Genomic DNA, 25,089 nt, shown 5'->3' with positions numbered 1-25,089 from the left:
ACGCAACCGTCACTTTCCGGTTCCCCTAAAGCAATATCGCAAAAGAATTATTAAAGCGCTGCTATACGCTGAAAACCTCTTACTTTTCTGTATCAATGAGTAAAGAAAATAAGACAACCTTCTTATTAAATTAAAAGGTTTTTTTCTACAAAATAACCCATGGTCATTCGTATGACTATTATCATCAAATGGCAAACTCTTTACTAAAACTTTCATTAGCAATCCACTTTTTTATGAAGAAATAGAACATTTATTGAAATACTGCTTGATATTTATTTTGCACATTACTCAATACATAGACATTTTAAGGAATAACGATAACAATATTTTTTATCCTCGTAATATCTAAGCGCTTTTTAAGCCTACATTTAATAACTGTTTTTCAAAATTTTCGATTTTTATGAATAAAATGGCATAAATGAATTATTTTATGAAAATTTCAATATAATCAATAAGATATTTATCTTTACTGTGTTTATCATAATTATATTTAATAAGGATAAATAATTTTTTGATAATAAAATTTATTCATGATAGCAAAATTGGCAACAATAAAATTTTTACATTGCTCTCAAAAGATTTTACAGATTATAAAACACATGATGATCTAATATTTTTCCGATTATGCGATAGGAGAACATAATGAGATTATTAGCTGTAGCCTTTATAATAAGTGCAACACTCTTGATCCAATTGACTAATGCTAAAACGCTAAAAATTGCAAGCGAAGGTTCTTATCCTCCGTTTAGTTATATTGATTCAAATAATGAACTCCATGGTTTTGATATTGATATAGCTTATGCACTTTGTAAAAAAATGAAAGTTGAGTGCACTATCACTATTCAAGATTTCGATGGAATTATCCCTGGCCTTCTCGCAAAAAAATACGACGCAATCATTGCTTCACTCGCTCCTACACAAGAGCGGTTACAAAAGATAGACTTCACAGATGCTTACTATAACACAGCATTAGCCGTTATTGTTACCAAGGATTCAGGAATTAAAGAAATTTCTGCAGGAGCCTTTAAAGGAAAAAATCTTGGTGTACAATCTAATACAACGCAAGCTTCATATGCAGAAGATCACTATGCCTCTGAAGGAGTAAATATCAAGCTCTATCCTACAGCAATAGAAGTTAGTCGCGATCTCTTAAGTCATCGGCTTGATGTAATCATCTTTGACGAACTGCAAGCGCTGAACTGGCTCAAAAATGAAGGAAAAGATTGTTGCCAATTTCTTGGGACTCTTCCAGGAACAAAATCTCCTATCGCGATTGGATTACGCCAAAATAATGATGACCTTAAAAATAAATTTAATGAAGCAATACAGGAAATCCGCCAAGATAAAACTTATGATAACATTATGAGAAAATATTTCATATTAGATACTCATTGAATATCAATATGAAACTAAAATTCAACAAACTGTTTATTTTAAAAGGCTATTTATAAATCTTTATATGAGGAGCTCTAGAATGATTGAAAATTTAGCATTGCTATCATTTAGCAATGGTGGATGGGGTGTTGTTATACTTTATAGCGCGGGAATGACATTGTCATTAGCTCTATGCTGCGGACTCTTGGGACTCCCTTTAGGACTTCTAGGTGCAGTGATGATTCGATCCAATACAAAAATAGCTAAGGTGACAGCCACACTTTTTTCATCAGTATTCCGTGGACTCCCAGAGCTTTTAACCTTATTTTTGGTTTATTATGGCTTACAAAATATTATTCAAACTATCTTTGATTATTTTTCTATTGAAATAACGTTTAGCATAAACGCCTTTCTTTCTGGTGTTATTGCATTCAGTATGGTTCTCGCAGCTTTTTCTTGTGAAGTTTGGCTTGGGGCATTCAACATCTTTGATAAAGGTCAATATGAAGCAGCTAAAGTGTTAGGACTTTCACGCTCAACTACGTTTTTTCGTGTTGTTTTTCCTCAATTAATACGTCATGCTTTACCAGGTCTTTCTAACAATTGGCTCACTTTACTTAAAGATACATCTCTCGTTTCAACCATTTCTCTTGTTGACCTTATGCGGCAAACTAATCTAGCAGTAGCATCCACCAATGAACCAATGCTATTTTATCTTGTAGCATGCTTACTCTATTTATTATTTTCAGCGTTTTTTTCTATTCTATTACGTTATCTGGAAATATGTACTCAAGCAGGATATCGAAAGGTGTTAACCTAAAATGATTCCTGAATGGCTCCATTTTATTTTTAATCCTGTTCTTTTAGATCGTTATGGGCTAAAATTTGTTGATGGATTAATTGTTACTCTTGAGCTCGTTTTTATTGCTTGCTCTGTTGGTTTTTTCCTTGGTATTTTGATTACGTTTGCGCGTTTATCAAATAATAAGTTTTTGCAGTATTTTGCACGTTCTTATGTCTACTTTTTCCGTGGTTCACCCTTATTGGCTCAATTATTCCTTTTTTATTATGGCCTTGGTTCAATGAATGATTTCTGGCAACGCGTTGGCTTATGGTGGTTTTTCCAAAACGCATGGTACTGCTGCCTTTTTATTTTTGCACTTAATTCTGCTGCTTACCAGTCTGAAATCTTTAAGGGAAGCTTTCTGTCAGTAGCAACTGGACAACGTGAAGCATCAAAAGCTCTGGGACTGAACAGCTCTGTAACATTTTTTAAAATTATTCTTCCACAAGCCATGGTTGTAGCGTTACGCCCTTTAGGAAATGAAGTTATTTTAATGATTAAGTCTAGCGCTATTGCCTCACTCGTCACTGTTTATGATTTAATGGGGATTGCTAAACTAACTTATTCGCGTACATTTGATTTCCAAGTTTACGTTTGGGCTGCTTTTATCTATCTTTTCACTGTTGAGCTTATTCATCGTTTTATCGTTTTTATTGAACATCGATTAACCCGATATTTGCGGTAGATAATTAATGACAAATTTTACCAAACTAAAAATTTCAATTAATGAATTTATTCATCAATGAGAGAATACAATAAGATGAATTTAGAGAATAATAAATCTATCCATCCCGCAAAAAAACCAGTTATCTCTATTCGAAATTTGAATAAATGGTATAAAACCTTTCAGGTACTTCATGACATTAATTTAGATATCAGAATCGGTGAACGCATTGTACTTTGTGGCCCTTCCGGATCAGGAAAGTCAACGCTGATTCGTTGTATTAATCAATTAGAACAAGCACAAAAAGGTTCGATTTGTCTCTATAATATTGATATTCACACTGCTCCTATACATCAGCAAAAAAATGTTTTACGCAAAATAGGAATGGTTTTTCAGCATTTTAATTTATTTCCTCACATGACAGTTATGCAAAACTGTATTTTAGCACCTATGACAGTTCAAAAACTTTCCAAACAGCAAGCAAAAGAACGAGCAATTCGTTACCTTACGCATGTTGGTATTGAAAAACACTGTGACAAATATCCGTTACAATTATCTGGAGGACAACAACAGCGTGTTGCGATTGCCCGTGCACTTTGTATGGAGCCAGAAGTAATGCTTTTTGATGAGCCAACGTCAGCTCTTGATCCAGAAAGTGTTGGAGAAGTTTTAGACGTTATGGCTCGATTAGCAAATACAGGAATCACAATGCTCTGCGTTACCCATGAAATGGGTTTCGCCCGCAAAGTTTCAGAGAGAATACTTTTTTTAGAAAATGGAAAAATTATCGAAGATACAGCATCTGAAGAATTTTTTTCTAATGCTAAAAGCCAGCGCGCCCGTGATTTTCTTGCTAAAAATCAATATTAATCATACCAATAAGTGTTTAATCTAAAAAATTTTTGAATATTTCGGATTTTTTTTGAGGAGTGTAATAATCGTTTGGGCAGCAATGATCCCCGATGGTACATCAATCTTCATTTTTTGTTCCATTGTATCAAAAGAATCAAGTTGTGCCTGCCTTAATAAAGGATTATACAAAAGCTCCTCTATTTGCCTTGCCAACATACCAGGTCGTAGAAATTCATTAAAATATTCCGGGACAATAGGTTTATCAGAAATAATATTTGGAAGCGCAGCACTCCATAGCATCATTTTGGGTAAAATAAATAATTTAGAGAAACGGTCAAGCTTATAGCAAAGAACCATTGGGATTTTTGCCAATGCTAACTCAAGAGAAACCGTCCCAAGCGCTGCAAGCGCAACGTCTGCATCCGCAAAAGCGCGCCATTTAGCATCCTCATCAGAAACAATTTCAACTTTGCTTTTCCAGTCCTGTACAAAACAGTGAACTTCATCTACCAAACGTGGCAATGTCGGCAAAATAATACGTAAATTAGGGATACGCTGTACGAGAATTTTAACGGTTTCTCCAAAAATGGGCATTAAATAACGAATCTCTAAATTACGTGACCCTGGCAAAATAATCAGTGTCGGCGATGACGTTTGTTTACCACATAAACGTCTTTTTTCTGATTGGATCGTTAGAAGCGGAGAATAAGTTAAAAGACGATGTCCAACATAAGTTGTAGCAGGTCCTTTAAAATCCTTCATAACTTTTTCTTCAAAAGGAAAAATTGCTAAAACATGGTCAACAAACTTGCACATAGCTTTAGCACGCTCTGGGCGCCATGCCCAAACGGTTGGCGCAACATATTTAACAATAGGAATAGAAGGCGCTAAAATACGCACCTTTTTTGCAACACGATGAGTAAAATCAGGACTGTCAATGATAATTAGACAATCAGGTTGTTCTCGTGCAATAAATTTTGATAAATTATGAATACGCAATAACAATGATGGCAGCTTTTTTAATACTGCACCTAACCCTATTAAAGCAATATCACTTGAATCAAAAATGCTTTTTAGACCTAATGCCTTTAAATGCCTACCACCAACGCCAATTAAACGAATATTACACCCTATCTGTTTAGATAAGCAAGAAATCAAATCTGCTCCAAGAAAGTCTCCTGATTCTTCACCTGCAACAACAGCAATTTTTAAAAAAAAATCATTCATGATCAAGATTTTCAAATGTTTCTATAAATAGTGAGTGTTTATTAGCTTTTTCTACTGTTGCCTTAGCTGACAATATCAGACTTTTATTTGCTTCCACCGCAACACCATACAGACCGCTCTTTGCTATATTTATTATTGTTCCAGGACCAATTGACGGCAAATCAACTCGATGATCTTGTTGTGGTTTTGCGCATTTAACAAGAACACCACCTTTAGACGGAATTTGCTTTCTTTCTCGCATTTCACAAATACGCCATAGCATATTATCAGTTCCCTCTGCGCCCTCCACCGCAATCACTCTTCCATCAATAGCCACGGCCGCTTGCCCAATATCTAATCGACCTAAAAGTTTTGCAGCCTCGGCTGCTAATAAAATATCACTTTTTTCTTTTTGAGTGGCACGCCTCAACGTTAACTTAAACTCTATCGGAGCTAATAAATCTGGTACTATCTCATGCGCACCGATAACACAAAAACCGTACGATTCAACAATCCTTATAAAAGCTTTTAATAACGCATCATCACCACTTCTTAGAGCCATAAGCAACTTCGGCAGTGCTAAAAAGGTTGTCCAATCGGGTCGCAATTGCGTAAGAAGTGGTCGTTTTTTTACACCACCTGCCAAAACAATATTACAAATTTCTGCGGCTTTTAAAACCTTAATAAGCCGCGCTAACTCCACAATTGATAATTCGCAATGCTCATAGCGATAAAGCGCCGCATTCGCCTCACCACGCAAAAGAATAAGAAAAGGATTTTGCCCATGTCTTTCAAGTGCTTGAGCAACAGTTATGGGCAAAACACCATTCCCTGCTATGATAGCAGTTCGCCCGGAAAGAAAACTTCTAGCATCGGAGACGGACATCTTGAGTTCCTATTTTACTTTACTCTGTCGTCTTCAAATTTTGGTGTACAATAAAAGCGTTTCCCTTCTTCTTGAATAAAATGAACCACGTCAAGAACAGACTTAAAAGTAGAATAAAAAGAAGCTACATCGTTTACACGCTCTTTAAACGGTTTACTACGATCAAAAATCATGGCAACCGCGTGACGCAGCGCGTGAATATCTTTACGCTCAAGTCCTGAACGCTTCATACCAATGATATTCAATCCGGCAAGTCTTGCCTGAACACCAACAGCTGTACCATAAGGAATAAGATCACCAACCAATGCAGATACACCACCAATAAACGCATGATGCCCAACACGAACAAATTGATGAACAGCGGAACCCCCACCAATAATCACATAATCACCAATGGTAACGTGACCGGCAATCATTACATTATTTGCAAATGTAACATGATTTCCTACATGGCAATCATGAGCGACATGAGCATAACAAAAAAATTGGCAATTATCACCTACAATTGTTATGCCGACACTCGAGTCGGATCCTCTATGCATCGTTACACCTTCGCGAATCGTACAATTTTTACCAATAGAAAGAGCTGTATGGCCTCCTTTATGTTTATTATTTTGCGGCTCTGCACCTAAAACTGCATGTGAAAATACTTTGCTGTTTGCTCCTAACGTTGTTTTTCCCATTATCACAACATGACTCATCAAGCTGCATCCATCGCCAATAATCGCCTCTGAACCAATATGACAAAACGGCCCGACCAATACATTCTCACCAAGCTGTGCTCCATTCTCAACGAGAGCAGTTGGATGGATTTTTATCCCGGACATTTTACAATCCTTACTGTATTATTTTTTCTGATTTACTAATCATCGCAGCAATTTCTGCTTCAGCGACACGAACACTCTCTACTTCTGCAACACATGAAAAACGTCTTACGCTAGAGCGCTTCTTTAAAAGTTTAACATGAATTCTGAGCTGATCACCAGGCACAACTGGTTTACGAAATTTAGCATTATCAACCGTCATAAGATAAACTAAACTTTCTTCCTTATTACCTACCCCTAAAAGCGAAATTGCTCCTACTGTTTGTGCCATAGCTTCTAGAATTAAGACTCCTGGCATAACTGGTTTTGTAGGAAAATGTCCCGTAAAATGCGGCTCATTAATCGTTATATTTTTAATACCAACAGCTTCTTGTTCTCCATCGATTTCAACTATACGATCAATCAATAAAAAAGGATACCGATGTGGTAATATTGAAAGCAATTTTTCAATATCCATAACTTCTAAATTTCTAATTTCTCCAGTCTCGATCATATTAGCGTCTCTCCTTTTTAGCCCGGCCAATATTACGTAATGCCGCTACTTCACGAAACCACTGTTTAAATGGTCGCGCTGGGCTACCTCCCCATTTTTCACCATCTGGAATATCATTCATAACACCGCTACCAGCAGCAATTTGAACACATTTCCCTATTATAATATGATCCGCGACTCCAACACCCCCACCAAGTTGAGACATATCGCCTACAGACGTACTTCCAGCAATTCCGCATTTAGCGGCAATAAGGCAGTAGCGACCAATTTTTACATTGTGAGCAATCTGTACTAAATTATCGATTTTACTCCCTTCACCAATGACAGTATCTTCAAATGTTCCGCGATCTATTGTTGTATTTGCACCAATTTCTACACCATCGTGAATAATAACACGACCAAGTTGTGGAATCTTTTCAATTCCATCAACACCACCGACATAACCAAAACCATCTTGTCCAATGCACGCACCCGGATAAAGCTGAACTCTATCACCAATTATAGAATATTGCACTGTTACCTTGGGGGCAATATAACACTCACTCCCTATACGGCAATTCTCACCAATAACAGCAGTTGACGAAATAAGAGTTCCCGACCCAATCTCAACATTTTTACCAATCACAGCTCCTGCTTCAACGCACACATCATGTGCCAGCTTAACGCTTGGGTGAATATGCGCATAGGGAGAAATTTCTTTCTGACCAAACCAAGGCATTGGTTTTACAGAAGCAGGAAATAATATACGACCAATCTGTGCAAAATCACGCTGCGGTGTTGATGTTACCAAAATTGCCATAGATTCAGGAACTTTAAAAACAATTTCATTTGTACAAAAAACTGCAACAGCAGAACTTTTCAATAAAGCATCGGAAAACTTCCGATGCTCCACAAAAACAAGAGATCCTTCTTTAGCACCTTCAAGTGAAGAAAGAGTATTTATAACTGTGTTAGAAAACTCTGGATTAAGAAGTTTTGCACCCGTCAACTCCGCAACATTAGCAACTGTTAACCGCCGGGACGGCGCAAAGAAAAATGTACCCGCCATTCAACTCTCCCAGCCTAAGTCATTCTCTTCAAAATTTTTCCTTCTGGAGAAAACTAAAATCAAAACTTAGTAGAAATACCAAAGTTAAACTGCTGCACACGATCGCCTTCCTGCTTCGTTATTGGCCAAGCATAATCAAAACGCAGTGGACCAAACGGCGATTCCCACATCAAACTAGCACCTGCAGATGTACGCCATGCACTTTTGACATTTGTAACCAACATTTCACCTTGAACAACCGGTTTATAATTATTGCCATAGAGCGTTGCAATATCCGCAAATAATGCACCACGCAACCCAAGACCCTCAGGAACAACAGGTATAGGAAACTGCAATTCAGCAGTTGCATTCATGTATGTCGTACCCCCCAAGAAATATACTTCACCTTTATTGGAAACTTGACGTGGACCTATCCCATTGTATTTAAAACCTCGAATGAGATCAGAGCTTTTAAACATATCAAAAATACGAACACCTTCTTGACCTATCTCGTGGATATAACCGGCACCAAAAGAAAGTAAACCGACAAGATCCATTGGATCAGAAAGCGTCTTATACATCATCGCTTTACCAGTTGTTTTTAAGAATTTTGCATTTCCACCAAGTCCAGCATATTCTTGAAGAACACGCACATATAATCCATCATGCGGATTTCTCATATCATCAATAGAATTATAAGTCAGACCATAACTAATTGAGGAACGTTTCCAAGGACTATTCTTTGCAGCTTGAACAATAGCACCAGAGTATCGATTATATAATTCTCTTACAACAGCTTCATTGGTTAAGTCGTAATCCCCACCAAAATCATACTCTTCCTGCACATAAGAATAGGCTAAATTAGCAGATAACTGATCACTAATAGGAACCCCAAACCGAAGAGAACCACCTGTTTGGCGAACATCATACGCTTTATCAGCACGATAAGTATTACGGAAAATATCAATACCAGTGGATAAACGATAACCCAAGAAATAGGGATCAACAAATGATAAATTATAATTACGAGACTTTTCTTGCCCAGCACCTAAACCTAAACGCACATACTGACCACGCCCTCCAAGGTTGCGCTCAGTGACAGATACCTCAAGAGACATTCCAGGACTTGTACCACCCGTTGTATATCCCCCAGAAAAAGAAAGATCTCCTGTCGGAGCTTCTAACACATCTATAACCACAACAACTTGGTCAGATTGATCGGTTGGAACCATTGAAATATTAACTGCCTTAAAAAATCCCAAACCTTCTAATCGACGTTTTGCTCTCTGCAGTAAGGTCTGATTGAAAGCATCCCCTTCATTTAAATCAATCTCACGGCGAATAACATAATCACGTGTCTTTTCATTTCCACGTATTTCAATGCGCTGAATATAAGCTCGTGAACCTTGCTCCACATTAAACGAGATAGAAATTGTATGATTTGACAAATCACGATTTCCCCGTGGCTCAACTTTAGCAAAAGCATACCCCAAGTCAGCGACCTTGTTGTTGATAATAGCGACAGACTGCTCAATATTTTCTGCACTGTAAATATCACCCGAATAAGTCTTAAGAGCTCTTTTTATAGATTTCACATCAATTCCATCAATATCACTCTCAATCTGAATATCACTAATTTTATAGCGCACTCCCTCATCAAGGACGAAATCAATTTTATATGCATTACTTGCAGCATCAAAAACTGCTTTAGATGAAATAACCCGAAAATCCGCGTAACCACGATTATAATAAAAGCGGCGTAAAGCTTCTTCATCTGCAGCTAAACGCTCCTCACTATAAACATCACCTCTCATCAACAATGCAAATAACCCTGAAGGCTTCGTTGAAATCACATCGCGTAAACGCCGGCTTCCAAAAGCATTATTCCCCTTAAATGTGATATTACTAATCTTCGTCTTCCGGCCTTCAACAACGTTAAAAACTACATTTACGCGCCCTTTTCCAAGATTAATGGTTTGAACTGTGACAGTCACGTTATTGCGGCCAATGGTTTTATAAGCCTCACGAATCACATTTATATCAGACGAAAGTTTATTAGAATTAAAAGGTTCATTTGGCTTTAAAGAAATGAATCTTTTAAGATCAGGGTCTTTAAAGGACTTATTTCCTTGAAATAAAACTTGGTTCACCACCTCATATTCTTTAACCAGCACAACCAGCTTATCACCTACTTGATTTATTTTAACATCATAAAACAAACCAAATTTAAAAAGCTGCTTCACTGCGGCATCGATATCGCCATTAGAAAAACTCTGTCCAGCCTTTATGTCTATATTGTCTCGAACTGCCTGAGCACTTACAAATTTATTTCCCCGAACTTCAATAGAATTAACCACAGATGCCCGCACCTCTCCAACCATCGCAATAGACATAAAGGCTGTTGTTGGAGCAACCACACCCATAGTTAATACCCATACAGACACAGTACTTAAAAACTTTGAATTTGTAGTCATTGGCTTTTTTTACCTTATCTTATTCCCTGGACACGACACCTCAAAAGGCTCACTGCCATAACAATTCTTAATTTATAGCGAGAGACCTCCCACCTCCTCTTAATTATTAATCACAGAGTACAGCACCACAATACTTTATGGATGTGGTAAACGACTTCTAAATTTATGTTTTTTTTACTATTACTCAATTTCTAAAATGTTTTCCATAATTTATTAGCTAAACCAACAAAAATAATCGTTAAATAGTGCGAAAATCATAAATAGGGAAACCACAAAAAAACCGAAATAAAAAATAACTTCTCGAATTTTAATTGAAATAGGTCTACCCACAAGAGCTTCAATGACATGAAATAATAAATGCCCACCGTCAAGAGGTGGAATAGGAAAAAGATTAATAAGCCCAATACCAATCGAAAGGAAAGCCGTGAAATTCAACAAAGACATAAAACCAGTTTCACTAACCTGCCAAGCAATTTTCACAGTCTTGGAAGGACCGCTTAACCGACAATGATCTTCTTTTCCTTCTATTAAACGACTAATAAAAAGAACTGTTTGCGTGACAACAGACATTGTACGCTCTGAAGCTTCTTTTATGGCCTCGTAAAAATTATAATCAATACGTTTTTCATAAGCCGGATCCAAACGCGTAGGATTATCCGGATCAACAGGAATACCTACTCCTATCATTCCACTGCGAACCCTATTACCAAACCCATCATCTCGCTCTATCACTTTTGGTGTAATCACCGTAGTAAATGTTTGACCCATGCGATTTATCTTGAATTCTATAGGATCTCCGCCATGAAAGGTAACATAAGCCATCAAATCTTCAAAACTTCTAACCTCTTGACCATCCATTTCTACAAAACGGTCACCTAATACCACTCCCCCCTGAGCAGCAGGAGAATCTTTTAGCAAAGAACCGACAACAGGTTCAACGGCTACACGTCCGTAAGTAAAAAAGAAAAACGTCAAAATAACAACGGTAAAAAGAGCATTGAATAAAGGGCCAGCGAAAACCGTTGCTGCTTTTTTCCAAGCGTGCGCACTCGAAAATGAACCATGAATAGCCGAAGATGACTGAGTTTGGTGTACACCCCCTTCATCTTCATCCCCAACAAACCTCACATAACCCCCTAAAGGAATGAGTGCTAAACGCCATAGTGTACCGTGCTTATCTGTGTAACCCGCTATTTGCGGCCCAAAACCAAGCGAGAAAACCGATGCCTTAATACCACACCAACGACCAATGAGATAGTGCCCTGTTTCATGCACAAAAATGATAATCATAGTGACGAACAAAATGCTCAAACCTCTTACAAGCCAATCGCTCATAACGAATATATGACTTAAAAACTCCAAGATATCTCCTCCTAGTTAAATCATATAAAAAAGATTAAAAGGTGTATCCATATCAGACATAAAAGAACCAATTAAATAAAGAATAAAAGCAGCTCCTACCAGCCCATCCATACGATCCATAAATCCACCATGTCCAGGTAATAAAGAACTAGAATCTTTAACAGAAAACTGTCTCTTCAACCATGATTGTCCCAAATCACTTATTTGCGAAACAACCGATAAAAGAAGAGCAAGCGAGGGAACAAAAAAATTTGCTAAATTTACATTTAAAAACCAAAAAGCAATCGCTATACCACAAGAAACTCCAACAAATGTACCACCAATTGCCCCTGACCATGTTTTGTTTGGAGAAAATCGCGGTGCTAATTTAGAACCACCTAAAATACGCCCGCTAAAATATCCAGCAATATCTGTCCCCCATACGATTGCAAATAAAAAAATAACAACCCAGAACCCTAACATTCCATGGCCTCGTAAAAAGGATAAAGCTATAACCGGAAAAGATACATATAAAAAACCGAAAAAAACCCAACCAATATTTTTAATCGACCACACAGCTAACAATGCTGCCATAATTACCACAACAAAAAAAATCAACGAGGCAGATACGTCCAAAAACAAAAAAAAACCAAAAATAAAATAAAAAATACCTGCTAATATTTTTTGTAAAACACTCCACTTTTCTCTAGTAATATTGATCCATTCATACAGAATAAGACCGCCTATTAGCCATACAAATAAAAAAAATAAAGTTCCCCCAAACCATGTTAAAAATAAAGCAATAGCGCCAAAAACAAAAGCCGTTAAAGTACGAGAAATAAGATTAGACAAGACACCATCCAAATTTAAAAATACAAACCAAAAAGTGCACGCAAAAAATCTCCTAAGAAATATTTTCACATTTTTATTTTACAAAACTTTTTGTATTATCTTAAAAATCTGATACACTAAAAATCTCTTCGTGAAATCAATAATCAGCTATAATAACTCTAATTAAAATTAATTCCAAAATACGCTTTTGAATATATCTCCAACCCTAAAATTAAAAGACTGCTTTTTACAATCTGTGCAAGTGTTAAAACTATAACGCATATTTATCTCTTTGTACTAGAGCATTTTTATCGAATTCAATAATATACCCCAAAATTACAATATGATAGAGAGACAACTCATTTCATTTATTCTACTAAACTTACATAACTGAAATCAACTGAAGAATTGACGTTGTTGCTCTTTATATCACACTCCTTACCTAAGTACACTCTGTAGAATTTAAGCAACCATTATAATGTAAAACACGCCTATCATACAAGAAAACAGAGCTCCATTGAAAAACTCTAATCATTCATTAAATAACCTTTATTCAACCTTATCCAATTCGTAGATAAAAACTTAAAATAACAGACACTTCACATAACTCTTGCATATATCACACAATATCATAAAATTCACATATTGTATTCTACTTTTATTTTTACTTAAGAAATGCTTATCAAGAAGAATAACCTCATAACGCAATTATAATATTTTTCTTGAAAACAAAATAATTTTAAACATGCATAATTTCAGATTCCTTCATAGCTAAAATTTTATCAATATTAGCAATAGTTTCATCCGTAATTTTTTGAACTTTTTCGGATAGGCTATGTGCCTCATCTTTTCCAATTTCGCCTTCTTTTTCTAACTTTTTTAAATTATCCATACCATCCCGACGAACATGGCGAGTAGAAACACGAGCTTGCTCTGCATATTGGTGAGCAATTTTTACAAGTTCTTTACGACGTTCTTCATTCAGTTCAGGTAAAGGAATACGCAAATTCATACCATCAGTAATAGGATTTAAACCAAGTCCAGAATCGCGAATAGCACGCTCCACAGCTCCCACCATAGCTTTATCCCATACAGAAACTGAAAGCATCCGCGGTTCTAAAACAGAGATATGCGCTACCTGATTTATAGGAACAACAGAATCATAAGCCTCAACTGTCAATGGCTCTAATAAGCTAGAAGATGCTCGCCCAGTCCGTAAACCACCTAATTCATGTTTAAATGCTGAAATAGCTCCATCCATGCGACGCTTTAGATCATCTATAATTGACGCAACACTCATATTTCTGTCTCCTTTAATTACGCCTGGAAGATTATATTCATTCCGATACAATTGTAAATTGTCCCGTTCCAGTCAATACCTTAGCTAAACCGCCTTTTTCGTGTATAGAATACACAATAATCGGTACATTATTTTCGCGCGCTAAAGTAACTGCTGTCGTATCCATAATAGATAACCCTTGTTGCAAAATCTCAACATGTGTTAACTGATTAAAACGCTTAGCGGTAGGATCTATTTTGGGATCTGCAGAATAAATACCGTCTACCTGAGTTCCCTTCACTAAAATATCTGCACCAATTTCTGCTGCACGTAAAGTAGCCGCAGAATCAGTAGTAAAAAACGGATTACCTGTGCCGCCAGCGAAAATAACAACTTTTCCCTGATTCATATAATTCATCGCTTTACGCTGTGAAAAACTTTCACAAATTTGTGGCATAGCAATTGCAGACAATACAACTGTTTCAATCCCTAATTTCGTTAATGATGTTCGTAACGCTAAAGAATTAATAGCAGTTGCAAGCATTCCCATATGATCACCAGTCACACGATCCCCACCATGCGAAGCAACTGCAACTCCACGAAATATATTTCCCCCACCTATCACGACAGCAACTTCTACACCCATCATCCGCACTTCAGCAATATCAGAAGCAATACGATCTGCAACTAAAACATCAATTCCAAAACTCTGTCCTCCCATAAGAGCTTCACCAGAAACTTTTAAAAGAATACGCTTATACTGAAGTGCTAATGTCATTTATAATCTCCCCAAAAGCACATTTTTTGCTTTCTATATTACTAAGGGCACCACTTTATCACGTGACGCCCTCTCAATAATCAATATTCTTTACAAATAATTTTTACCACCAGTAGTAAAAATTTAAATTCATAGCCAATAAAAAATAGCTAACCTTTTGCAGCTGCCGCAACTTCCGCAGCAAAATCAGATTCCTGTTTTTCCACACCATCACCCAATGCAAAACGAATAAAACCTGTAATTTTTGCTGGAGCACCAATCGACTTTTCAGCATCCTTTAAGGCTGCTTCTACAGTAATATCGGGGTTCATAACAAAAGCTTGAGATAACAAAACAACTTCTTCATAAAACTTACGCATGCGCCCTTCCACCATTTTTTCAATGATATTTTCAGGCTTGCCAGACTGACGTGCCTGATCTGAAAAAATTGCTTTCTCACGCTCAACAGCACCTGCATCAACATCCTCCGCTGTTAGAGCCAACGGATTAGTTGCAGCAATATGCATTGCAACCTGCCGACCAAAAGCAGCAGCAGCTTCCTTATCCCCCGTAGTTTGAATAGCAACCAAAACACCAAGTTTTCCCAGCCCCTCAGCTACACTATTGTGTATATAAGTAGCAACTACACCTTCATCAACAGATAACTTAGCAGAACGACGGAATGTCATATTCTCACCAATCGTACCAACCGCATCTTTGATTGTTACTTCTACAGTCTTCTCAGAATCAGGGTAAAAAGATGCTGAAACAGCTTCAACACTACCCTCAGTGTCTAAAGCAGCTACTGCTACATTACGTACAATATCTTGAAATACACCGTTGCGAGCAACAAAATCTGTTTCAGAGTTAACCTCAACCAAAACAGCACTCAAATCCTTTGATACCACTCCTATTAGTCCTTCAGCAGCTGTACGACCGGCCTTTTTATCTGCTTTAGCTATCCCTTTTTTACGAAGCCAATCAATCGCAGATTCCATATCACCGTTAGTATCTGCTAAAGCTGCTTTGCAATCCATCATGCCAGCGCCAGATAATTCCCGAAGTTCCTTTACTTGTGCAGCAGTAATACTCATATTTGTTTGCCTCTTTGTTTTCTGTGACAATGAAAGCGTGCAAAAAATATCACACGCCCACACTCTTTTTTTTTAAAAACAACTACCTTAACAGGCGTTTTAAATTACTATTCAGAAACTGGAACCGCATTTTCTAAAACAGGCTCCACAGGCGCATCAGCTTGAGCTCCTAAATCAATACCCATCGCACCTTGCTGACGAGCAATACCATCAAGAACTGCACGAGCAACAAGATCACAATAAAGAGCAATAGCACGTGAAGCATCGTCATTACCTGGGATAGGATAGTCAATATCATCAGGATCGCAGTTGGTATCAATAATAGCAACAACTGGAATATTAAGACGCTTTGCCTCTTGAATAGCAATATTTTCTTTATTGGTATCAACGATGAATATAAGATCTGGAACAGATCCCATATCTTTAATGCCACCAAGCGCACGGTTAAGCTTTTCACGATCACGTTCAAGATTTAAACGTTCCTTTTTAGTGAAACCCTGAGCTTCAGCAGCAAGAATTTTATCAAGCTTACACAGGCGGTGTATTGAATTAGAAATCGTCTTCCAATTTGTCAGCATACCACCAAGCCAACGCGCATTGACATAATATTGTGCTGAACGATTCGCTGCATCAGCAATAATATCAGCGGCCTGCCGTTTGGTTCCAACAAACAAAATACGCCCACCACGTGCAACTGTATCAGAAACAAGTTTAAGTGCCTGATGCAAAAGTGGAACAGTCTGGGCAAGATCAATAATATGGATATTATTGCGCTGCCCATAAATATATGGAGACATCTTTGGATTCCAGCGATGAGTCTGGTGACCAAAGTGAACACCTGCTTCTAAGAGCTGGTGCATAGTAAAATCTGGTAATGCCATAATTTATCCTTTCCGGTTTAACCTCCGCGGAAAAAAATAGAAACCCTATTACCGGAGGATGCTCGCTAGATTTGCTCTTTCAGCACCCAAACTCCGCGTGTGGAATGATGCAACCATACTAATATTTGATTCTTTTTCAAGTTATTTTCTGCTATTATCTAATGTTTACACTGACCAAAATTCTTTCCAACATCGAATAATTCAAGACTATTTAATTTCGCACGCACTGCAAAAATTCCATAATCTACACGAAGATCGCGCATGATACCATTTTCATGTAAGAGAAAACTGGTACGGTAAACAGGCAAACCATCTTTATTCTCTACATCATCAAAATAAGAAATTGTAACTGGCCAATATCCTCCTCCCCCCAATTTTCCTATTTTTTTCATTTCATCATCAGATATTTGCGTCTTCATTTTTCCAATAATTACACTTTCCTTTATGACTTTATCTGCCTTATCTGTTCCATCAAATACAGTGGTATTATAGAAATTATGACCTTCTTTCGCATGCCGAATGATACTCTTTAGCTGCATAATTGGAAACTCGGCTATTGCAAGCTTATACTCTTTTTCTTTTGGTTTCTGCAGTTTAACTGTAATTCCATTTTGAGTACGTTCAGCCAACCCCTCAGAATTATGCGTAATATCTTGCCCAACTTGATTTGTAACGCTAAAATGGAATTTACGACCATCACCTGTTTCATAGCTCGTCGTCTGTTGATCAGTTAGACGCGCTGGCATGTCTTCAATATGAACGCGGCTAATAAAACGGAAACGCGTGGTGTAACCCTGGCATACTGAACCCTTGAGCTCAAAAACCATCCGCCCAGTCATTCCTAAAATTGCCATTTCATTAGAAGTACTATCAAGCTGAAAATCGTAAACCGCTCTATGAGGCGCGACAAAAATATCCTCATCAGCTCTCGCAGAACATAAAAAAACAACATATAAAATTATTACACATAATGACCTAATCATTCCTAATTTCCAATCTCATCCTGTTGCACACCATTCATACAATAAGGCAACACAGGTCAACATTTTAATGAATCGTGCATTTTCTTAAACTGAAAAATAGTTTATGCAATATACCTATTATAGAATTATAGAACAGATATGGGATTTAAATTATGACCAACTCTATTGAAAAAAATCTAGAAAAGTTGGGTATTACTGTGCCTAAAGCAACGCAACCCATTGCAAATTATGTAACAACATCACAAAGTGGAAACCAGGTTTTTATCTCTGGGCAACTTCCTCTCTTTGATGGAAAGCCGATTGCAGTCGGTAAAGTTGGTGCAAACGTTAGCACCGAACAAGCAAAAAAATCAGCTGAAATATGTGCTATCAATATTCTTGCACAAATAAAAGCAGCTTTTGGTGATTTAAATAAAATAAAGCGGGTGGTAAAAATTACCGTTTTTGTTGCGGTTGATTCTGATTTTACCGATATTCCTCTTGTTGCTAATGGAGCTTCTGATCTCCTAGTTAATATTCTTGGAGAATCTGGAAAACACGCTCGTTCTGCCGTTGGTGTTGCCACTCTTCCTATGAACGTTCCAGTAGAAGTTGAAGCTATTATAGAGATCTAAATCTTTTATAAATGATGATGCACCTTCCACTTATTCAAATAAAACTAAATATAATACGCTCTTTAACTGATATTCTACAAACTGTTGCATCCTTTTATTTTATAATTAAGGTTAACTAAAAGCTCAAAAAAGGAAACGTTTTTATGGAACAGATTTATGACGGTAACAATATTTTTGCAAAATTGATTCGTAATGAAATCCCCTCTGTTCGTGTCTATGAAGATGATGATGTCATTGCATTCATGGATATTATGCCACAAGCACCAGGTCATACCTTGGTTATTCCTCGAAAAGGCTCTAGAAACCTATTGGATGCAGACACTGAAACGTTATTTCCAGTTATTAAAGCTGTACAAAAAATTGCCATTGCTGTTAAAAAGGCTTTTCAGGCAGATGGCATAACGATTATGCAATCCAATGAAGCAGCTAGTGAGCAAACTGTTTACCATCTTCATTTCCATATTATACCACGCATGGAAGGCATTGATCTTACCCCTCACAATAATGTTATAACGCCTACAAAAGAACTTGAAGAAAATGCAAAAAAAATCCGAGCTGCCCTTTAAAACGCTCTTAAGTTTTAGGGCTCTCTTCCTATCAACCTTTTTAAAAAAATCTAGCGTTGTTATCTTCTGAATAAATAGGCGTTGTGTGAGAGAGTTTTTTTAACTCAAAACTTTTTTTTCGTTTGATTTGTGTGTTAGTATGTGAACTACGCCTCCATTACACAACTTTCCGAATAAAATTTCATCAACTGACAATTTCTTAATGTATTCTTATATGATGCGATTCAATGGGTGTGCACCCATATGAGAATCGTGCCCTTTCTTTATAAAAAAAACAATTGCAGAAAGACTTAGTCCGAAATAAATTTCTCAATCGGCCAATTACTCCTCTAGTTGGGGAATGAATTTTTGTACGATTTGGCTGATTATTGGCTGAAATAAAGGTCAAACAGAATGATAGAATCTAGCTGATTACGAAATTCCGATGTAAATCTATTATAGATTCTATATCATCACCATCACAATATATTCTACCAAAGCAAATAGCTGATTTTGCCATATTTGAAAAAACAGCATTGGTTGTCATAATTAAAAAATATTACGAAAATCATTTTTTTTTTGCCATTATGATCCGTTAATTTATCATAATCCATAAACCTGTAATAATATTTATTAAACAACTCTGAATGAGCTTTCTCGACCTTATCTAATAACGAATCTGCGTGAGAATTGTGATCAATAGCATCTGTAAAGAGACTCCTTGATCAAGTCCTATGAAACCTAGAGGGACGTCTATTAAGCGCACCATTGTATGCCATTCCATATATTACGACATATCAAAGCGTAATAATTCAACCCATAAAGAAAATGTAAGCTGTTTTGCAACCTTAGTTTTCTCAACACCTGTTGATCCTAAAAATAAATAGCCTCCTATTATAATTTCTTTGATCCACGTAACCCCCCTTTCGTACCAATTTAATTGATGATACCAGCGCTCAAATCGCTTGATCTTGTTCAAAAATTTTTTGATATTCTCTATAAGTCGTCTAACCAATACATCAAACAGTTCTCGAGAACACTGTAGGCTTTAAAAAGTTTGCCGTATCCATATTCCCCTCTGAGATCCGCTTATGCTCCAATCAATGTGTGAATTTCATCGATAAACAAAATATCTTCAAACCCTTTAATAACCTGTTTTAATTGTTCTTCAAAATCACTACGATCGTGCTTTTCAGCAATAATACGTTGAGCTAACCCCTCAATTATAGCTACTTTTCCACCGCCAGAATTCCCTACCCAAAAGTGGATTATTTTTTGATCTTCTACATAAAATCTGAATCATCCGTGAAATTTCTACATCACAACCAATCAATCAATAAATTTTTCTATTACTCGCTTTCCAGTTTAGATCAATACAATAAGAAGCAAATGTACTCGTTACTCTTTCTCTATTACCAAAATCTGCTGATCCAATTTCTCTTCAAACAATACAGATAATCCATCATCAAGCGAAATGAGACTCAAAACATCATAATGCGTCATGCCATCTCTTGAAGAAAATACGCTGCATGATTTTCATGCTCGAAAAAATTACAACGAAACCATTTACCCCTGATACTTCATTTTTTCCGGAGAATTGAGCATGTATCACTGCACGTTGAATAACGTGCTGAAAAAACGCTGTCGGTTTTGTATCTTTACCAGCTCTAATTTATACATCCAATCCGGATTGGATATAATTAGTTAAACGCTTTCGCAGTTCTTCTAAATTAACCTGACAAGCCTAAACAACCGAGCTTACACCAACATCATCTGGCAAAGCAAACAGGAGATACAATAATACCGCATATTCATGCTGTGATGGAACAGCAATTGTTAAGGCACGATGCAAAGATTTTTAAAGATTTGGTGTAAAAGATAGCTTATCCTCTTACTTCCATTTCATTGCTCGTTGTAATGGATATTAATCAGGTCTGCATATTCCCTAATCTGCATATCTTTTGTTTCAACCACTTCATAAACAAATATATAATGCGATTTTTGCTTAATCTCAGGCATTTATAGAATCACGCTCGCTTACTTTCCAATTTTTGCCCTTTTCATCGGACATGATAATTATGAATTGTTATTGATTTTTGTGCCGCTGTTGTTTTTCGTGGGGCGTGTTGTTATTAATTTCAAACTCTTTCATAACTATTGCAACATTCATTTGTATCAAGAAAAATGTTTTCCTTTATGGTTATGTGAGATTAAATACGAAAATCAACAAGATTTCTGTAAATAAATTAGTAACACCCTTCATTTAGACTGCACCAAACTATAGCGAAGGGGAAAGCCTTGACAGAATTCCAGAGTAATAGAGAAATGGGATACAGCAAGTGTATATTAATTGCAGAAAAATTTTGAGTTATTACCAAAAGCTAACAATTTCTATTATTGTTTTGGCTCTTTCTTATTCTTGGGCATTAGCTACTCCTCAAGGGGTCTATCCCGATAAATATGCAGCTATTGTTATAGATGCATATACAGGAAAAACCTTATTTCAAAAAAACGCAACATTAAAACGTTATCCTGCTTCATTAACAAAAATGATGACATTATACATACTCTTTGAGGCTATGCGTGCGCGCCGTATAACACCAAATACGCCAATCCCTATTTCAAGCCATGCAGCAGCGCGCCCACCAACAAAAATTGGATTTAAAGCAGGTCAAACAATTTCTGCAGAAGCGGCTGCCAAAGCACTTATTACAAAGTCAGCAAATGATGTTGCTACTGCTGTTGCCGAGTACCTTGGTGGTAATGAAAGGAAATTTGCTAGAATGATGACAGCAAAAGCACGCAAGCTTGGCATGATCAATACTCATTTTGCAAATGCTTCTGGACTCCCAGATGTGCGCAATTATTCTACAGCAAAGGATATGGCCACCTTATCATTAGCTCTGCGTAAAAATTTTCCACAGCAATATAAATTATTTAAAATAACAAGTTTCACTTTCCATGGACATACAATTAATAGCCATAATAAATTAGTCAAAATAATGAGGGGAGTCGACGGAATTAAAACAGGCTACACACAAATGTCAGGTTCTAATTTAGCTACATCAATGCGTATCGGAGGACGTTCTATCGTTGCTGTCGTCATGGGGGGAAAATCATCTGCTGCACGTGATGAACATATGGCTAGCTTACTAAGCCAGTACTTTCCAAAAGCAAGCCGAATGGAAAGTGGTGGACATTTAATGGCTTCTACACACTACAATTTACCTATTGGCGTGAATACTCCTATACCAGTCATTAAAGCGAATCCAACTGATTTCGATGATGAAGTTTCTACTATGTTGACAGCACTCGCAGAACAACCTAAAAATTTTGACACAGCAATAGCTGCTGTAAATCAAGCAATTATACCAATCCCTAACCCTCAAAAAGCCACAGTAGCAAAAGTCATACCTGCATCTTTATCTACAAATACTGGATGGGCTATTCAAATTGGTTCGCTTTCTGATCAAAAACAAGCAAAAGACTTGCTTTTAAAAGCAAAAAGTAAAGCTTATTCAACTTTGAAATATGTATCTTCACACATGCAGCTATTTGAAAAAAGCGGATATCATTATTATCGTGCTAGATTTATAGGCTTTTCGTCAAAAAAAGCTGCGTCTGGTGCATGTTCTGCTTTAAAGAAAGCAAATTTTAACTGCTATGTTGTAGCCTATTAAAAAGTTTGTAGATTTTGCATTAAGGACAGAGCCATGACACATGATGCTATTGCTTCATTCCCTGAAAAAGAAAAATTTTTGAAGCAGTCATCTCTTTTATCATTACGTTCTCTTCATGACGCTATGATAAAACTTACTGGCTTAAAGCACACTCCAGCTACGCTAAACACTCAGTCTCTTGTTAATCTTCTTATTTGTCAAACAATTAGAAACCGTCGTCTAGCCACCCCTCCCGTACGTATCCATTTACGCGTTGTAAGCCAAACTGGTAACATACCTATTAAAATCCGTTTAGGAGCAACAAATGTTTAACTTCATAAACAAAACCGTTACAAAAGTGATTCAGTTAATAAAAACACCCCTGTGTCACTTACAATCTCAATTCCCTTTACAAAATTGCTTTGTAAGTTTTTAAATTAATTACTTGAGCACCTTTACCTTTTAAATAAAAACCCTTTTCAAATTGCCTGGCATAGCTCCCACACGTATTCTACTACATAACTCATTAAGTGTTAAAGATCCCACTTCATTATTTTTTGAATACAACACGAACACCTCACAGCTTTTGACAGCCTAATTAAATATTGCCATAAATAATAAATAAAAAACTTTTTAATAATCCAAAAATCTTCTCAAACAATACAAAAGTATCGTATAATATTTTTTACGTTTTTTTGAGCATAAAACAGCTCCAAAATGCAATCATTTCACTGATAAAGATTATACACAATTTATCAAACCACATACCTCTGCATATTTAACAAGATGTTACATTAACTGCGAGGCCAGCTTTACTCGTTTCTTTATAGCGTTCACTCATATCAAGTCCGGTCTGACGCATGGTTTTTATACAGGCATCAAGAGAAACAAAATGCTTCCCATCGCCATGCAGTGCCAGAGAAGAAGCAGTTACAGCCTTAACAGCACCTATTGCATTACGCTCAATACAAGGAACTTGTACAAGACCTGCAACTGGGTCACAGGTCATTCCTAAATGATGCTCAAGGGCAATTTCTGCAGCATTTTCAATTTGGGCTGGCGTACCACCTAATGCTGCTGTCAGTCCTGCTGCAGCCATTGAAGATGCCGTTCCAACTTCACCTTGACAACCAACTTCTGCACCAGAAATGGAAGCATTATGTTTGATGACACCACCAATAGCCGCTGCCGTCAACAAGAAATTATATATCCCTTCTCTATCTGAACAATCATTGAATTGAAGATAATAACGTAAAACTGCAGGGATAACACCAGCTGCACCATTTGTCGGCGCAGTAACAACACGACCTCCGGCTGCGTTTTCTTCATTTACGGCCATAGCATAAACAGAGAGCCAGTCATTTGCCAAAAACGGATGACTTTTATTTTTTTTCCGATTTTCCAAAAGTTTATCGTGTAGTTCTTTAGCACGCCTTCGAACGCGCAATTCACCCGGCAGCTCACCTTCTTGTGTAAGACCTCTATCAATGCAACTGCTCATTGCAGAAAAAATTTTATCAAGCCCACTATCAAGAGAAGAGCGTTTCATCCTTGTTTCTTCATTTACGCGCTTCATTTCAGAAATTGATAGCCCCGATTTTTCTGCCATTAACAACATGTTATTAGCAGAATCAAAAGGATATGGAACCTCAGGCTCTTCTACTTTTGTATCACTATTTACACGGCTCAATTCATCTTCTGTTACAACAAATCCTCCCCCAATAGAATAATAAATTTTTCGCAAAATAACATTTCCATCAGCGTCAAGCCCCTCAAATGCAAGTCCATTGGTATGTCCTGGTAAAGTTATTTTTCGTTCAAAAATAAGATCACTATGCGAATTAAACAGATAAGCAGGATGACCCTCTGGTTGTACCTTTTTTTCGCGCTCAACTTTTTCTAAAAGTGAACCCACACGATCAGGATCAACAGTTGATGCTTGTTCTCCTAAAAGCCCTAATATAATTGCTCTATCTGTGGCATGACCAACTCCGGTAAAAGCCAATGAGCCATAAAGATAAACACGTATACGAGAAATCTTTACATGAGATGACAAAGAAACTTTTTTTGCAATAATTTCTTGCAAAAACATATTAGCAGCAGTCATAGGCCCCATTGTATGTGAACTTGAAGGACCTATGCCAATTTTAAAAAGTTCAAAAACAGACAAAAACACTGATCACCTTGAAACTGAATATAAATTTAGCGTATACATTTCCCATAACTCTTCTATGTCATTCAAAATTAAGTTGTGAGATAAGCTAAAAAAATAACGATCATGAACACTAATGTTGCCCGTCTTGCAACTATCCAACACTTTCTTTCTACAACGCTTTCCATAGCAAACCTTTGAAAAATTTATAATAATCCCCAAACAATCACTATATTCCTTTGTCAAACGTAGTAAAATAACTGTTAATATGCAATATTAAAATTAAGCAAAAACAATAAATTCTTCATG

General features: G+C 36.8%; 22 protein-coding genes and 1 pseudogene. 8 read left to right on the top strand and 15 right to left on the bottom strand.

Features of this window, described 5'->3' with window-relative positions; all coding sequences use genetic code 11:
- The first annotated feature begins 642 nt into the window (after positions 1–642).
- The 4 genes from WCP78_RS03655 to WCP78_RS03640 all read left to right on the top strand — a co-directional run bounded on the left by WCP78_RS03655 (position 643) and on the right by WCP78_RS03640 (position 3,752).
- Positions 643–1,395 (top strand): transporter substrate-binding domain-containing protein, encoded by a 753-nt coding sequence (locus tag WCP78_RS03655; protein ID WP_336279167.1) that lies wholly within the window; start codon positions 643–645, stop codon positions 1,393–1,395.
- A 79-nt stretch (positions 1,396–1,474) separates the two neighbouring features.
- Positions 1,475–2,194, top strand: a complete 720-nt coding sequence (locus WCP78_RS03650; protein ID WP_336279166.1) for an ABC transporter permease — start codon at positions 1,475–1,477, stop codon at positions 2,192–2,194.
- 1 nt (position 2,195) lies between these two features.
- A complete protein-coding gene (locus tag WCP78_RS03645; protein ID WP_336279165.1) occupies positions 2,196–2,903 on the top strand; it encodes an ABC transporter permease in 708 nt (235 codons plus the stop codon).
- A gap of 75 nt (positions 2,904–2,978) precedes the next feature.
- Positions 2,979–3,752, top strand: a complete 774-nt coding sequence (locus WCP78_RS03640; protein ID WP_336279164.1) for an amino acid ABC transporter ATP-binding protein — start codon at positions 2,979–2,981, stop codon at positions 3,750–3,752.
- 21 nt (positions 3,753–3,773) lie between these two features.
- Here the strand turns inward: WCP78_RS03640 and lpxB are convergent, their stop codons facing one another.
- The 13 genes from lpxB to WCP78_RS03575 all read right to left on the bottom strand — a co-directional run bounded on the left by lpxB (position 3,774) and on the right by WCP78_RS03575 (position 17,810).
- Positions 3,774–4,961, bottom strand: a complete 1,188-nt coding sequence (gene lpxB / locus WCP78_RS03635; protein ID WP_336279163.1) for a lipid-A-disaccharide synthase — start codon at positions 4,959–4,961, stop codon at positions 3,774–3,776.
- Positions 4,954–5,826: an LpxI family protein gene (locus WCP78_RS03630; RefSeq protein ID WP_336279162.1), complete on the bottom strand. Its 873-nt coding sequence runs from the start codon at positions 5,824–5,826 to the stop codon at positions 4,954–4,956. Before WCP78_RS03630 ends, lpxB begins: the two co-directional genes overlap by 8 nt.
- A 14-nt stretch (positions 5,827–5,840) precedes the next feature.
- Complete coding sequence (lpxA, locus tag WCP78_RS03625) at positions 5,841–6,653, bottom strand: acyl-ACP--UDP-N-acetylglucosamine O-acyltransferase (RefSeq protein WP_336279161.1); 813 nt, start codon at positions 6,651–6,653, stop codon at positions 5,841–5,843.
- A gap of 10 nt (positions 6,654–6,663) precedes the next feature.
- Complete coding sequence (fabZ, locus tag WCP78_RS03620) at positions 6,664–7,143, bottom strand: 3-hydroxyacyl-ACP dehydratase FabZ (RefSeq protein ID WP_336279160.1); 480 nt, start codon at positions 7,141–7,143, stop codon at positions 6,664–6,666.
- A 1-nt stretch (position 7,144) separates the two neighbouring features.
- Positions 7,145–8,191, bottom strand: a complete 1,047-nt coding sequence (gene lpxD / locus WCP78_RS03615) for a UDP-3-O-(3-hydroxymyristoyl)glucosamine N-acyltransferase (protein ID WP_336279159.1) — start codon at positions 8,189–8,191, stop codon at positions 7,145–7,147.
- A 59-nt stretch (positions 8,192–8,250) separates the two neighbouring features.
- Positions 8,251–10,644 (bottom strand): outer membrane protein assembly factor BamA, encoded by a 2,394-nt coding sequence (gene bamA, locus WCP78_RS03610; RefSeq protein WP_336279158.1) that lies wholly within the window; start codon positions 10,642–10,644, stop codon positions 8,251–8,253.
- A gap of 213 nt (positions 10,645–10,857) precedes the next feature.
- The gene (gene rseP, locus WCP78_RS03605) at positions 10,858–12,006 is read right to left on the bottom strand and encodes an RIP metalloprotease RseP (protein WP_336279157.1); all 1,149 of its coding nucleotides are present in this window, start codon (positions 12,004–12,006) and stop codon (positions 10,858–10,860) included.
- Positions 12,007–12,021: 15 nt separating this feature from the next.
- On the bottom strand, positions 12,022–12,837 hold the full coding sequence (locus WCP78_RS03600) for a phosphatidate cytidylyltransferase (protein WP_336279156.1): 816 nt from the start codon (positions 12,835–12,837) through the stop codon (positions 12,022–12,024).
- Between the two features lie 718 nt (positions 12,838–13,555).
- A complete protein-coding gene (gene frr / locus WCP78_RS03595; protein WP_336279155.1) occupies positions 13,556–14,116 on the bottom strand; it encodes a ribosome recycling factor in 561 nt (186 codons plus the stop codon).
- A gap of 37 nt (positions 14,117–14,153) precedes the next feature.
- The gene (pyrH, locus tag WCP78_RS03590; RefSeq protein ID WP_336279154.1) at positions 14,154–14,873 is read right to left on the bottom strand and encodes a UMP kinase; all 720 of its coding nucleotides are present in this window, start codon (positions 14,871–14,873) and stop codon (positions 14,154–14,156) included.
- Between the two features lie 149 nt (positions 14,874–15,022).
- A complete protein-coding gene (gene tsf / locus WCP78_RS03585; RefSeq protein WP_336279153.1) occupies positions 15,023–15,946 on the bottom strand; it encodes a translation elongation factor Ts in 924 nt (307 codons plus the stop codon).
- A 107-nt stretch (positions 15,947–16,053) separates the two neighbouring features.
- Complete coding sequence (gene rpsB, locus WCP78_RS03580) at positions 16,054–16,827, bottom strand: 30S ribosomal protein S2 (protein ID WP_336279152.1); 774 nt, start codon at positions 16,825–16,827, stop codon at positions 16,054–16,056.
- Between the two features lie 158 nt (positions 16,828–16,985).
- Positions 16,986–17,810 (bottom strand): EipB family protein, encoded by an 825-nt coding sequence (locus tag WCP78_RS03575; protein ID WP_336279151.1) that lies wholly within the window; start codon positions 17,808–17,810, stop codon positions 16,986–16,988.
- 152 nt (positions 17,811–17,962) lie between these two features.
- On the opposite strand from WCP78_RS03575, the gene WCP78_RS03570 reads away from it, so the two are divergent.
- Together WCP78_RS03570 and WCP78_RS03565 are read left to right on the top strand one after the other, a co-directional pair.
- Positions 17,963–18,424: a RidA family protein gene (locus WCP78_RS03570; protein ID WP_336279150.1), complete on the top strand. Its 462-nt coding sequence runs from the start codon at positions 17,963–17,965 to the stop codon at positions 18,422–18,424.
- A gap of 143 nt (positions 18,425–18,567) precedes the next feature.
- Positions 18,568–18,990, top strand: coding sequence for an HIT family protein (locus WCP78_RS03565; protein WP_336279149.1), 423 nt, complete (start codon positions 18,568–18,570; stop codon positions 18,988–18,990).
- Between the two features lie 697 nt (positions 18,991–19,687).
- Here the strand turns inward: WCP78_RS03565 and WCP78_RS03560 are convergent.
- A pseudogene (locus WCP78_RS03560) lies at positions 19,688–20,821 on the bottom strand (Clp protease N-terminal domain-containing protein); the annotation flags it as partial.
- A gap of 487 nt (positions 20,822–21,308) precedes the next feature.
- On the opposite strand from WCP78_RS03560, the gene WCP78_RS03555 reads away from it, so the two are divergent.
- Positions 21,309–22,649 carry an SPOR domain-containing protein gene (locus tag WCP78_RS03555; protein ID WP_336279148.1) on the top strand — a complete coding sequence of 447 codons (1,341 nt, stop codon included), beginning with the start codon at positions 21,309–21,311 and terminating at the stop codon, positions 22,647–22,649.
- Between the two features lie 33 nt (positions 22,650–22,682).
- Positions 22,683–22,961 (top strand): hypothetical protein, encoded by a 279-nt coding sequence (locus WCP78_RS03550; RefSeq protein WP_336279147.1) that lies wholly within the window; start codon positions 22,683–22,685, stop codon positions 22,959–22,961.
- Positions 22,962–23,406: 445 nt separating this feature from the next.
- Here the strand turns inward: WCP78_RS03550 and WCP78_RS03545 are convergent, their stop codons facing one another.
- Complete coding sequence (locus WCP78_RS03545; RefSeq protein ID WP_336279146.1) at positions 23,407–24,804, bottom strand: L-serine ammonia-lyase; 1,398 nt, start codon at positions 24,802–24,804, stop codon at positions 23,407–23,409.
- Between the last annotated feature and the right edge of the window lie 285 nt (positions 24,805–25,089).

This window comes from Bartonella occidentalis, assembly GCF_037070875.1.
Taxonomy (GTDB): domain Bacteria; phylum Pseudomonadota; class Alphaproteobacteria; order Rhizobiales; family Rhizobiaceae; genus Bartonella.
The sequence above is the reverse complement of the archived record's forward strand: the minus strand, read 5'-3'. Positions and strand labels throughout refer to the sequence as shown.

What these genes read in the sequence shown, in the direction of transcription:
- pyrH (WP_336279154.1), bottom strand. Translation starts at nt 14,873, where the DNA reads ATGACATTAGCACTTCAGTATAAGCGTATTCTTTTAAAAGTTTCTGGT.
- fabZ (WP_336279160.1), bottom strand. Translation starts at nt 7,143, where the DNA reads ATGATCGAGACTGGAGAAATTAGAAATTTAGAAGTTATGGATATTGAA.
- WCP78_RS03640 (WP_336279164.1), top strand. Translation starts at nt 2,979, where the DNA reads ATGAATTTAGAGAATAATAAATCTATCCATCCCGCAAAAAAACCAGTT.
- WCP78_RS03645 (WP_336279165.1), top strand. Translation starts at nt 2,196, where the DNA reads ATGATTCCTGAATGGCTCCATTTTATTTTTAATCCTGTTCTTTTAGAT.
- WCP78_RS03655 (WP_336279167.1), top strand. Translation starts at nt 643, where the DNA reads ATGAGATTATTAGCTGTAGCCTTTATAATAAGTGCAACACTCTTGATC.
- bamA (WP_336279158.1), bottom strand. Translation starts at nt 10,644, where the DNA reads ATGACTACAAATTCAAAGTTTTTAAGTACTGTGTCTGTATGGGTATTA.
- WCP78_RS03565 (WP_336279149.1), top strand. Translation starts at nt 18,568, where the DNA reads ATGGAACAGATTTATGACGGTAACAATATTTTTGCAAAATTGATTCGT.
- rpsB (WP_336279152.1), bottom strand. Translation starts at nt 16,827, where the DNA reads ATGGCATTACCAGATTTTACTATGCACCAGCTCTTAGAAGCAGGTGTT.
- WCP78_RS03575 (WP_336279151.1), bottom strand. Translation starts at nt 17,810, where the DNA reads ATGATTAGGTCATTATGTGTAATAATTTTATATGTTGTTTTTTTATGT.
- WCP78_RS03630 (WP_336279162.1), bottom strand. Translation starts at nt 5,826, where the DNA reads ATGTCCGTCTCCGATGCTAGAAGTTTTCTTTCCGGGCGAACTGCTATC.
- frr (WP_336279155.1), bottom strand. Translation starts at nt 14,116, where the DNA reads ATGAGTGTTGCGTCAATTATAGATGATCTAAAGCGTCGCATGGATGGA.
- WCP78_RS03650 (WP_336279166.1), top strand. Translation starts at nt 1,475, where the DNA reads ATGATTGAAAATTTAGCATTGCTATCATTTAGCAATGGTGGATGGGGT.
- tsf (WP_336279153.1), bottom strand. Translation starts at nt 15,946, where the DNA reads ATGAGTATTACTGCTGCACAAGTAAAGGAACTTCGGGAATTATCTGGC.
- WCP78_RS03570 (WP_336279150.1), top strand. Translation starts at nt 17,963, where the DNA reads ATGACCAACTCTATTGAAAAAAATCTAGAAAAGTTGGGTATTACTGTG.
- lpxA (WP_336279161.1), bottom strand. Translation starts at nt 6,653, where the DNA reads ATGTCCGGGATAAAAATCCATCCAACTGCTCTCGTTGAGAATGGAGCA.
- lpxB (WP_336279163.1), bottom strand. Translation starts at nt 4,961, where the DNA reads ATGAATGATTTTTTTTTAAAAATTGCTGTTGTTGCAGGTGAAGAATCA.
- lpxD (WP_336279159.1), bottom strand. Translation starts at nt 8,191, where the DNA reads ATGGCGGGTACATTTTTCTTTGCGCCGTCCCGGCGGTTAACAGTTGCT.
- WCP78_RS03550 (WP_336279147.1), top strand. Translation starts at nt 22,683, where the DNA reads ATGACACATGATGCTATTGCTTCATTCCCTGAAAAAGAAAAATTTTTG.